The organism is Aquabacterium sp. (assembly GCF_041915145.1).
Taxonomy (GTDB): domain Bacteria; phylum Pseudomonadota; class Gammaproteobacteria; order Burkholderiales; family Burkholderiaceae_C; genus Aquabacterium.
Genome location: NZ_JAYSBZ010000042.1, coordinates 17898 through 29230, shown reverse-complemented (window position 1 = coordinate 29230; position 11333 = coordinate 17898). Strand labels below are relative to the sequence as shown.

At 63.7% G+C, this 11333-nt stretch carries 10 protein-coding genes; all 10 read right to left on the bottom strand.

Going from position 1 to position 11333, the window contains the following annotated elements; genetic code table 11:
• Positions 1–362: acyltransferase family protein (locus ACE3SS_RS09450; RefSeq protein ID WP_374593252.1), on the bottom strand; the 362-nt coding region annotated here is incomplete at its 3' end.
• A gap of 34 nt (positions 363–396) precedes the next feature.
• Positions 397–1578 carry a glycosyltransferase family 4 protein gene (locus tag ACE3SS_RS09445; RefSeq protein ID WP_374593250.1) on the bottom strand — a complete coding sequence of 394 codons (1182 nt, stop codon included), beginning with the start codon at positions 1576–1578 and terminating at the stop codon, positions 397–399.
• 54 nt (positions 1579–1632) lie between these two features.
• Complete coding sequence (locus tag ACE3SS_RS09440; RefSeq protein ID WP_374593248.1) at positions 1633–2268, bottom strand: polysaccharide deacetylase family protein; 636 nt, start codon at positions 2266–2268, stop codon at positions 1633–1635.
• Positions 2252–3502: a glycosyltransferase gene (locus tag ACE3SS_RS09435; protein WP_374593246.1), complete on the bottom strand. Its 1251-nt coding sequence runs from the start codon at positions 3500–3502 to the stop codon at positions 2252–2254. The genes ACE3SS_RS09440 and ACE3SS_RS09435 overlap by 17 nt, the downstream gene beginning before the upstream one ends.
• A 10-nt stretch (positions 3503–3512) precedes the next feature.
• Entirely contained in the window at positions 3513–4505 is a 993-nt protein-coding gene (locus ACE3SS_RS09430) for a polysaccharide deacetylase family protein (protein ID WP_374593244.1), read from the bottom strand.
• Positions 4506–4507: 2 nt separating this feature from the next.
• Positions 4508–5644: a glycosyltransferase gene (locus tag ACE3SS_RS09425; protein WP_374593242.1), complete on the bottom strand. Its 1137-nt coding sequence runs from the start codon at positions 5642–5644 to the stop codon at positions 4508–4510.
• 1 nt (position 5645) lies between these two features.
• On the bottom strand, positions 5646–7133 hold the full coding sequence (locus ACE3SS_RS09420) for a lipopolysaccharide biosynthesis protein (RefSeq protein WP_374593240.1): 1488 nt from the start codon (positions 7131–7133) through the stop codon (positions 5646–5648).
• On the bottom strand, positions 7114–8886 hold the full coding sequence (locus ACE3SS_RS09415; RefSeq protein ID WP_374593238.1) for a choice-of-anchor Q domain-containing protein: 1773 nt from the start codon (positions 8884–8886) through the stop codon (positions 7114–7116). The genes ACE3SS_RS09420 and ACE3SS_RS09415 overlap by 20 nt, the downstream gene beginning before the upstream one ends.
• Positions 8887–9010: 124 nt before the next feature.
• Complete coding sequence (locus tag ACE3SS_RS09410) at positions 9011–10009, bottom strand: glycosyltransferase family 2 protein (protein ID WP_374593236.1); 999 nt, start codon at positions 10007–10009, stop codon at positions 9011–9013.
• Positions 10010–10041: 32 nt separating this feature from the next.
• A complete protein-coding gene (locus ACE3SS_RS09405; RefSeq protein ID WP_374593234.1) occupies positions 10042–11322 on the bottom strand; it encodes a nucleotide sugar dehydrogenase in 1281 nt (426 codons plus the stop codon).
• Positions 11323–11333 lie beyond the last annotated feature (11 nt).

Sequence of the window (11333 nt, the reverse complement as noted above, 5' to 3'; positions counted from 1 at the left end):
TATCCGAAACGCCCCACATCATGGAAGTCGATGGCAGCCAGCACACCTGCAAAAGCAATCGAGATCAGGTACACAGGATAAAACCGTATTAGTCGAATTACGACAAAATCCGTTCTTGAAATGGCTCCCTCATCAAGTCGTCTGTCATAGGCACTCGATATAACAAAGCCGCTTAACAAGAAAAATAGATCAACCGCGAGATACCCGTGGAAAAACTTGAACCCCCAGAAATCATAGGTGTGCCGCGTCAGCACGATTAGCGCCGCCAGCCCTCTTATCCCATCAAGAAATACAAATCTATTCATACCGCCCCGATATTTTCGAGACAAAATCTTGCCGGGCGGCAAGCAGCATTGATTCATCAGGCATTCAATTACCGGCCGCACAACGTGTTGTCTATCGCTGACGAATCTGGTCAGTCGGTGCGTTCTTTGGGCTTCGCGATTCATCAAGCCCTTCCCAAATCTCGGCGCGTACGGTGTGCCAGACACTGTCCCAGTTGTATTTGGTGTCGAAACGCCGCCGCCCTTTTTGCCCCAGATCGGCCGACAAGACCGGATCGCGCAACACGGTCACCAAGGCTCGCGCCAGGGCCTGCACGTCGTTGCATGGGGCGATCAGGCCGGCATCGCCCACAAGCTCGGGCATCGCGCCGTAGTCTGAAGCTATACATGGCGTGGCTGCCGCCATGGCTTCGAGGATGCTGATGGGGTTGCGATCCACCAGTGACGGCAAGGCGAACACGTGAGCGGCGCGCATCAGCTCGACGATGCGGTTGCGATCGCGCACGAAACCATGGTTCACCATGCCGCTCACCTCGGGCAGGTGCTCCTGCCCCACCACGTGCAGCACCGCGTCAGGGATCTCTTGCTTGACCAGCTCGAATGCCTGCAACAGCAGGGTGCCGCCCTTCTTCTCGAAATCGCCCTTGCCGATATAGAGAATGCTGCGACCGTCGAAACGCTTCTCGTAGGGATCGCCAAAACCGAGTCCTGCGCCAAAACCCGCCGTGACCGCGCGCCGGGCATCGACGTGGTAGTCGTTGATCAAGGACTGCCGCACGAACTCGCTGCCGACGAAGATGCGCGTGGCGCTTCGATAGACCTGCCCTTCGAGATCGAGCCAACGACGTTCATCGCTGGCCGATTTGAAGTGCGAGACTTCATCGTGCTGATTCTTCGACGACAACCGACGTGTCGAGTCCGTGAAGATGAACATCGGTTTCTTCAAGTCCAAGGTTGGCGCGTACATGGCGCCCATGAAGAGGATGAAGTCGTACTGCCCCTCGTAGGCCTGCAAGGCCTTGTGAGCTTCGAGAGTGGTGCACCGAAATGCAAACGGCGTTTTCTCGACCATGTAGCGCCAGCGGCGATACCAGGCGATCTTGGGCCAACGAACGGAGAGAGCCAAGAACACGCCGCGCCAGAACTTGGGCATCTCGGGCGAAATGACGCCGGCGACATCGAAGTCCTGGGTGAAACGCTGCATCAACGGCGGGAACATGCCGATGCCGCCGCCGAACACCACGACGCGGGGGCGTTGACGAGACGATATCGGTGGCTGGGCAATGGTGTTCATGGAAGCTCCTGTTTCTTGTCGCGCGTCGCGGTGGTGCTCATTGGCGGGCGTGCCTCACAGCACGCGAAAGCTGAATCCGGCCGACTGCCAAGCTGGAATCGCCCGCGCCAGCGCCTCGACGGTATGCGGGTTGTTGTCGTGAAAGAGAACGATGTCGCCGGGCTGCGCGGGGTCGCGCTCGATGCGCGCGCACAGCGCGTCGGCGCCGTCCTGCTGGTAATCGCTGTAGGTCTTGCTCCAGTGCACCAGCTGATAGCCCAGCCGGCACACGCGACGGATCGCCGCCACGTTCACCTCGCCCTTGGGCGGGCGGAACAAGGTGCTGTCGACACCCGACAGCTGGCGCATGAGCACGCGGCAACGCTGCAGATCGTCGGCCAGTTGCGACTCGCTTTGCTGGGTGATGACCACGTGCTCGAAGGTGTGACCGCCGATGGCATGCCCCTCTTGCACGATGCGCCGCACGAGATCAGGGTACTGCTCGGCGTTGCGCCCGATCAGGAAGAACGTGGCCTTGACCTTGAGGCGGGCCAGCAGATCGAGCGTGGCCGGCGTGTGCACTGGGTCGGGACCATCGTCGAAGGTCAGCGCGAGTGTCCGCTCGTTGGCAGGCAGGCGCCAGATGAATCCACCGCGCAGCCAGACGTGCTGAAAGAAGTCCTTGCTCGCGTTTCTAAACCACGGGTGCATGACAGGCCTCGTTCATCACTTGTTGCATCAGTTCAATGTTCTTGGCCGCGATGGCCGTCCAGGTGAGGTGCGCCACCGAAGCACACACCTTGTCGCGAACCCATTCGCGACTCAAGGCGTTCGCCAGCGCTTCGGCCAGTGCGCTCGGGTCTTCGGGCGGCACCAACAAGCCGTTCTTGCCGTCCACCACCAACTCGGGAATGCCTCCCACGCGCGAGGCCACCACCGGCAGGCCGCTGGCCAGCGCCTCGACCACCACGTTGGGCGTGCCCTCGTTTCGACTGGGCAGGCACAGCAGATCGGCTGCCGCCATCCAGCGCGACACCTCGGCCTGCGCCACGGCCCCGACGAAGCGCACACGCTCGCTCAAGCCGACTCGCGTCGCACGTGATTCCAGCGCCTTGCGATTGTCGCCATGGCCGATCAAGACCAGCAGGCAGTCCTGGCCGACGCCGGGCTTGGCCAGCAGGCGCACCCAGGCATCGATCAGCACGTCCACTCCCTTGATTGCAATCAGGTGGCCCACGAACAGCACCACGCGCGCATCAGGCGCGAGGCCCAGCTCGCCACGCGCTGGCGCACGAGGGCGAGGCACGAACAACGCCGGGTCGAACCCCGCGCACGGCGCCAACACCACCCGAGGCGTGGCCGGAGCGAGCAAGCGCTGAACCTTGCCCAGCAACGCGCGGCTCACCGCCACCACGCCGTCGGCGCGGCGCAAGGCCCAGCGGATCTGCCAGCGCAGCATGGGCCGCTCGGCGTAGACGTTGATGTCGCTGCCGTGCGTGGTCACCACGAAAGGCAGCCCCAGCAGCCTGGCGACCAGCGCCACGCCCACGCCGTCCGGATAGGCGCAGTGCCCGTGCACGACGAAAACGCCCAGCTCGCGCTTCAGTCGGGCCAGGTGCGTCACGACCCCCAAAGCGAATGTCAGCCCCGACAACCACCCCAGCTTCGGCACCACCACGAAACGCGGGTGCAGCACCTCGATGCCGGCGACTGATTCGACGCGAGGAATGCCCGCCTGCAGGCGCCATCGACCGAACGGCGGCGCCAGCGGCACGGGCGCCACCACGGTAACCGTACAACGCTCCCGCATGGCGCGCACCAGATTGGCCACGAAAACCGTGCGATGGGGATCGGCTGAGTTCGGGAAAAAGGTGGTCACCGTCACGATGCGCAAGGCGCCGTGATCGAAAGAAGCCGGGGCGGGTCGTCGATCTGCTGCGGTCATGTCTTGTTTCTCAGCGCTCGCGCAGCAGACACCACTCGATGTGGTCTTCCGACACGCCGCCCGACGGGCCAAGCCGACGCAGCTCGAACAGCTCCGTCGCCTTCGCCGGTCCGCGAGCCGTGGCCAATGCCGCCACGAAATGCTGACGGCAGAACTCGATGATGTCACGCGTGTAGTCCTGCGGCTTGCCGTTCGGGTAGCAGAACACCTTGCTGCAGCTGCCAAGCTGTTCGACGATGGCATCTCGGCTTTGCAAGATCTCGCGCTGCGCGACTTCGATCGGCACGCGCGACAAGATCGGGTGGTTCACGGTATGCGCCCCCACCTCGAACCCGCCTGCCAGCAAGCCGCGGGCCTGGTCCCAGCTCATGAAGCGATAGTCGTCCTGCGGCGAATGGCATTCGACGCCGGCCTGCCGCGCCAACTCGCGAACCTCATCGAGATACTCCACCTCTTGGCGCGTCTTCATGCTGACCTTGATCTGCGCCAGCGCCTGCAGCTTGCGCTCGGTCGAGCCCAATGGCAGGCGACGCCCTAGAGCCGGCACGTTGATCTCGGCCACACGCGCCTGGTCGAGGACGAATTCGAGCAAGTCGTTCCAGACCCACCGCTCGGCGCCGACGTAGCCCGTCGTCAGGTAGAACGTGCCGCACATCCCGAAGTCGGCGAGCATGGGCGCGGCGCGCGTGACGTTGTTTTCGTAGCCATCGTCGAACGTCAGCGCCACGGTGTTGCGCATGTCGTCGCCACGGATCAGGCCCTGCACCAGATCGGTCAGCGGCAGCACCTTGCGCCAGCGCTTGAGCACCCTCAGTTGCCGCGCAAACGCGTCGACCGGGATGTGCTTGCTGTCGAGATTGCGAATCGTGCCCGGTACGGCCTTGCGATCAGCCACGCCGTGATACATCAGGATCAGCGGATTGCTGCGCCGCCAGGCCAGCGCTTGCCGCCCCAGCCCGAAATCCAACACGGCTTGACGTGCCGCGCTTGTCAGTCTGCTCACCATTACCCCCTGGTTGTTGACGCTACCCGCTCGTACAAGTCTTCGTAGCGTTTGATCATGGCTCCAATATCGAATGCCTGCAGCGCGCGCCGCCGTCCGTTCTCGGCAAACCTCGCGCGCAGCGCGGCATCGGCGGTCAGGCGCTCGAGATGCCCGCGCAAGACGGACAGATCGTCGCTCGGAAACAGCAAGCCCGTTTCTTCGTGACGCACGATCTCGCCATTGCCGCCCACATCGCTGGCCACCGCTGCCACGCCAGCCGCCATGGCTTCGAGCAGGGTGTTGGACATGCCCTCGCTGAACGACGGCAGCACGAACACGTCGAAGGCGCCCAGCAGCGAACCGACGTCCTCGCGATGCCCCAGGAATCGCACTCGATCGACGATGCCCAAAGACTCCGCCAACGCCGTCAAGCCCGAGCGCTCGGGCCCGTCGCCGATCAGCACCAGCTTGCACCCGGGCACGGCCTGCACCGCGCGCAGCAGCAACGGATAGTTCTTGACGGGCACCAGCCGCCCCACGCTGCCCACCACCACCTCGCCGGGCCGCACGCCCCACTCCGCATGAATCGACGCGCGATCAACCGACTTGAAGCGCTGCAGATCGACGCCGTTGTAGAGCACCTCGATTCGCGACGGCGGGATGCCGATGTGGCCCACCAGATCGCGCTTGAGCTGATCCGACACGGCGAAGATGGCATCGGTGAAGCGCGACATCTGCCGCTGCGCAAAGAAGCGGATGCGCCGGTCGTTGAAGGTGCGGCCGTGCTCGCTGTGAATCAGGTGCGGCACACCGGCCAGCTTGGCACCCAGGAAGCCGTAGAAAAAAGCCTCGGCGTTGCGGGTGTGCACGATGTCGGTCCGCGTCTGCTTGAACATCTTCGCCAGCCGCCAGGCCAGCCCGATGTCGTTGCCGCCACGCCAGCCGAATTCATGGATGGCGATGTCGTCTCGCTTCACGCGGGCAGCGAATTCGCCAGCGATCTTCAGGCAGCACAGCGACGACTGGAAACGCGCAGGGTCGAGCCGGTTCACGACGTTCACCACGCCGTTCTCAAGCCCGCCCGGCTGCAAGCTGAGCAACACGTGCTGGATGTGTACCCTGGAAGTTGCCTGCCCCATCACCTGCGACCTCACCATCTCAGCCACGCACCCGTTGTGGCACCACCTTGCCCAGCCAGCGTCGCGCCAAGGCCCAGTCGCCCTCGGTGAACAAACCGATCACCGCGCCTACCGCAAAGAACACCACGCTGTAGAGCACGCCGCCGAGCGTCAGATTCATCAGGCCGGACGCCGTTACCGCCCCCAACGCGCGCGCAGCCACCAAACCAGCCAGCGCAGCCGCGACCACCTTGGCCAGGCTCAGCCACGGCAGCATCTCTGACAACGTGGCCCCGATCAGGCGCTTGGCCACCATGAAAAAGATCAGGCTCGCGATGTAAGAAGAAACAACCCCGGAAATGGCGGGGCCGTAGAAGCCGACCACCTTGAGCAGCACGAAGCTCAGCATCAGATGAATGGTCGCCGTGGTGATCACGATATAGAGGTTGGTCTTGGTCTTGCCGAATATCTGCGGGATCATGCTCAGCACGAACATGTGCAGCGGTATCAGGAACAGATAGATACGGAAGACCGACACGCTTTGCTCGTAGCGCGAGGTGAACAGCAGCGTGATGAACTCTTGCGAATGCCCGTACAGGAAGATGAAGCTCGGCAAGACGATGATGGCCAGCTTGCGCACCGACTCGCGCATCAGCCGCGTCACCTCCTGCATCCGGCCATCGCGAATGAGCGGCGGCAGCGATGCCCGCAAGACGTTCGCCACCGACGCCTGAAAGATCACGTCGAGCGGAATCTCGAGCGCGCCCACGCTGTAGATGGCGTAATCGACCGGCGTGAAGTACGCGGCCACGAGCCCCCGGTCGAGCTGCCCGCCCACCAGGCCGACGATGCTCATCAGGGCCAGCGGCGTGCTGTAGGCCAATTGCTCCTTGACGAAGCTCTGCCCCGCGCCCGCTTGCGCCGGGTCAGTCGCCCCGCCTGACTTGAACAGGATGACCGTGCGCAAGACAAACCGCAACGCGGCATACATCACCGCCGCCAGCACGAGCCCTTTGAGGCCGTACCCCAGCGACAACGGCACGATCAGGATCAAGACCCGCACGATGGTCTCGCCGGTTTCAAACGACACCGCCACGCGATAGCGGTCCTGCGAGATCATGAACGGCGTGAACTGCTCGCTGGCGATCAGGAAAGCGATGGACAGAGCGTAGAGCGGCAGCAGGCCGACGAGCGTCGCGTTGTTCATGCGCGAGCCGATCAAGCCCGCCGCCCACGCCACGCCCAGCCCTGCCAGGCAGCCGGACGCGATCAGCATCCAGGTGGTCTGCGAACGCAGCGCCGCGTGTTGATGCGGCTTGACGTGGTGAAAGAAGTAGTAAACCGAGGTCGGCAGGCCGAGCGTCAAGATGCCCGACACGATCGTGTTGACGAGCTGCATCTGCTGGTAGGTGCCGTAATCAGCCTGATTGAGCAAGCGCACCAGCACCATGGGCATGACAAAGCCCACGGCATATTTGATGAAGTTGGCGACGATTAAAAAACCCGCCTTATCGGACAACGAACTCATAAGCCCCCACGTCAAACCCGCCCCCTTGTGGTCGCCGGGTTTCAAGATCGAAATCGTTTTGCACCACGGGTGCCACGGCCGACGAGCCCGCGTCGATGGCCGGGCTCTCCGGTCTCAGCCGGAAATCGACCCCTGCGAGCCTGAAGCCCGGATCGGTCTTGATCGGCGCGGCGTCGAAGTCCAGATCGTCCGGGTCGCTGCGCCGCAACCGGCGCAAGGTCGAAGCCAGCACCGAGCGCCAGTCCCGCACCTGCCAGCGCTCGCGCCACCACACGTTGCGCAGCACCACGCCGATCGGCCCGCCAAACCCGACGGTGCCGCCAGCGAAAGGCGTGCCCGGCGATGGCACGAAGATGTTGTTTTCGATATCGACGGCTCGCGCGCCGAGCGTCCAGTCGTTCGTCAGTGCGCCGTAGAGCGGCATGCCCGAGAGATCGGTGCGATAGAAGGTATTGTTGTAGACGCGGCAATCGCGCAGCAGGGTCGAGTTGAAGCGCAGGCCCGAGAAGCGGGTGTCCGACACCACGTTGTTGCTGATCACGATGCCACCGCGCGCGTTGTCGGCAATGTTGATGCCGTGCTTGTTGGTGCCGCGAATCAGGTTGTGGTGCAGGTTGACGTTGTCGGCCACGTCCGACCCGTTCGAGCCGTTCACGTAGATCTGGAAGCCATTGCCGCCGAAGATGCGCTCGATGCGGTTGAAGGCCACGTCGTACGAGCCATTGCCGTCGATGTAGATACCGTGGTTCTCCTGGCCGTTGCCGTGCACGTCGTGGATGTGATTGCCGAAAAGCACGACGTTGAGGCCATTGCCCGCGATCCCGCCGGCCTTGGCGGTGGTGCTGGCGGTTTCAGCCGTGAGTTCATTGTTCACCACGCGCCAGTGGTTGCCGTGGATCTGCAGGTTCACCGCGCCGTCGTCTCCGCCGCCCTCGATGCGCAAGTTCGACACGCTCACCCATTGCCCCAGCCCGGCGTAGGTCTGTCCGTTGATGGCGCTGATGCCGCCATCGTGCGTGCCGTAGGCAGCCTTGATGTACACATCCTCGCCCGGGTACCCCATCACCGCGATCGGCCCGGTGCCAGCTTGCCCGCGCGGCTCGCTGCCGGACTTGTCGCGAAAGCGCAAGAAGTAGCGCTCGAAACCAACGTCCGTCCAGGGCTGACCACGCCCGCGCAGCACGATCACGTCGCCCGCCTGGGCTTGTCCGTAGGCACCTTGCGACAGGTCGCGCAGCTGCACATGACGAAACGGACGCGATATGTCGTCCGGCGCCGCCGAGGCATCGTCGCCGCGCACGTTGTCGACGAACAAGATGCGCCCGGGGTTGACCACGAAGGTGTGATCGGCGTTCGAGACCACCCCGTTGACGCTGACCGCGATCGGCAGCGGCGTGCCGGGCCGAGGATCACCGCGATGGCCGATCTGCACCGTGATCTGCTGGATGTCGGCCCGCCCATGCGAAGCGCCCAGATATCGGTAGTTGTCCACCTCGACGCCGTTGAGCGTGACCTTGACTTTTGTGCCCAGGCCATCGCGCCCAAAGTTCTTGCCGAAGATCGACAGGTACGCGCCCTTGTCGTTCTCGCCGCCCGTGTTGGGGCCGGACGTGATGTCGGTATAGAGCACGATGGGCGCGCCGCGAATGGCCGACGGATCATCGACTCCGCCCGGCTCGGTCTGCGCCGCCAGGCGCGGAAAACCAAACAGCATCCAGGCCAGCCCAACGAGCAACAGCAGCAACGCGCTCAACGCTGCCCCGGCCCATAACCGTATCGACCGTGCCCGCGATCGCTGTTGTTGAAGGTCTGCTTGCGCCATGGTGAATCGCTGCACGCGGCGACAACGCGTTGCGCGCTGCCGGCCGAACGCTCAGTCAGTCGAGCGCCCCGAGGCGAGACAGCACTCGCGCCTTGACGAAACTCGCCAGGCGCGGCGGCAAGACCAGATTCGTCATCAGCTGGACGCGGGCATGGTTGCTCAACTGGAGGTCGTTGCGCAGCACCCAACCAACGGCCTGACCTCGATCGGCCCGGCGCAAACGCTCCAGCTCCAGCTCGGCCACGGCGAACTTCTGGATCTCATGGCGACGCGACGCCAACGGGACGTTGAACTCGGCGCAACGGCGGTTGAAGCTGTCGGACATTACCTTGCATTCGCGCAGCAAGCGCGCGAGCTTGGCGTCATCGGTTTGAGGTCCGACGCCGCCGTAGTCGTTCGAGTCATGCAGCACGTAGGCACCCAGGCATTCGGACGTGCCGCAGTAGCGACCGTAGAACATCACGTTGCGCATGAAGTACGCATCGTGAAAACCCCACAGCCCTTCAGGTATGGGCAGCACCTTTTCAAGCGCCGCGCGACGCCAGAGCGCCCCCGACGTGATGGCCTTGATCGACTCGCCCGCCAGGTAGCGCGGCAACACGTTTTGCGGCTCGGGCGTCAGGAATGTGCCTGCAGAGCCAAACCAGGTGCCCTTCTTCTGGCCGGTCGAGTCCTGCACGACATCCAGATCGTGCAGCACGGCCACGACGTCGTCGGCCCGATCGAACATCGGCACGCATGTCGCCAGCTTGTTGGGGTACCAGTAGTCGTCGGAGTCGAGCTGCGCGACGATCTCGCCTCGCGCCTGCCGTATACCGTATTGACTCGCCGAGTTGATGCCGCCGTTCGGCTTGTGAAAGTAGCGCACGGTCGGCACGTGGCCGTAACGATCGGCCACCAGCTGCCGCGTGTTGTCGGTCGATCCGTCGTCCACCAGCACGATCTCGATGTCATTCAACGCATAGCGCTGTTGCAACACGCTGTCCACGGCGCGCGGCAGCAGGTCGGCTCGGTTGTAGGTCGTGATGACGACCGATACGCGAGGATCTGTCATGGCTGGTCGGGCGAGTGATCGTTCCGGCTGGATCAGAGGCGCCACACCTCGAAGCCGCGCGCGCGCAGAGCTTCGGCATCGTGCAGGCACTTCACGTCGACGATCAGGCCGCCGTCCACCAGCTTGCCCGTGAGCTGCTCGATCGGCATGGTCTTGTAGTCTTGGTGCGCCACGGCCGACACGATGGCCACCGCGCGCGGCAGCTGATCCCAAGGCGTCAGCGTCACGCCGTATTCGTGCTCGGCCTCGTCGGACTGCGCCACCGCGTCATGTACGTGCACGTTGACGCCATACGACTTCAGCTCGCGGATCACGTCGATCACCTTCGAGTTGCGCAGGTCGGGGCAGTTTTCCTTGAAGGTCAGGCCCAGCACGATCACGTCGGCGCCCTTGATCGATCGACCCGACTGGATCAGGTTCTTCACGGTCTGCTCGGCAATGAACTGGCCCATGCCGTCGTTGATGCGACGCCCAGCCAAGATGACCTGCGGGTGGTAGCCGAGCTTCTCGGCCTTGTGCGTGAGGTAGTACGGGTCCACGCCGATGCAGTGGCCGCCCACCAGACCCGGGCGGAACGGCAGGAAGTTCCACTTGGTGCCGGCGGCCTGCAGCACTTCGAGCGTGTCGATGCCGATGCGGTGAAAGATCAGCGACAGCTCGTTCATCAGGGCGATGTTGAGATCGCGCTGCGTGTTCTCGATCACCTTGGCGGCTTCGGCCACCTTGATGCTCGACGCCCTGTGCACGCCGGCGGTGATGACGCTGCCATACATCTCGGCCACCTTGTCGAGCGTCGCGGGCGTGTCACCCGATACCACCTTGGTGATGCGCGTGAGGGTGTGCTCCCGGTCGCCCGGGTTGATGCGCTCGGGCGAGTAGCCGATGAAGAAGTCCTTCTTCCACTTGAGGCCCGAAACCTGCTCGATGATGGGCACGCAGACTTCTTCGGTGGCGCCGGGGTACACCGTCGATTCATAGACCACGATGGTGCCGGGCTTGATGTGCTTGCCGATCGAGCGGCTGGAGCTTTCCAGCGGGCTGAAATCGGGGTTGTGCGCGTCGTCGACCGGCGTGGGCACGGCCACGATGATGAAGTCGGCCTGCGACAGCGCGCTGGCGTCGGTGGTCGGTTCCAGATACTTGGCGGCCTTCAGGTCGTCGTTCGACACCTCGCCCGTCGGGTCGTAGAACTCGCGATAGGCCTTGACCTTGGTCTCGGACAGATCAAAGCCAATGGTGCGATGCACCTTGCCGAACTCCACCGCCAGCGGCAGCCCCACGTAGCCCAGACCCACAACAGCAACGACGCTCATAGTCACCTTTC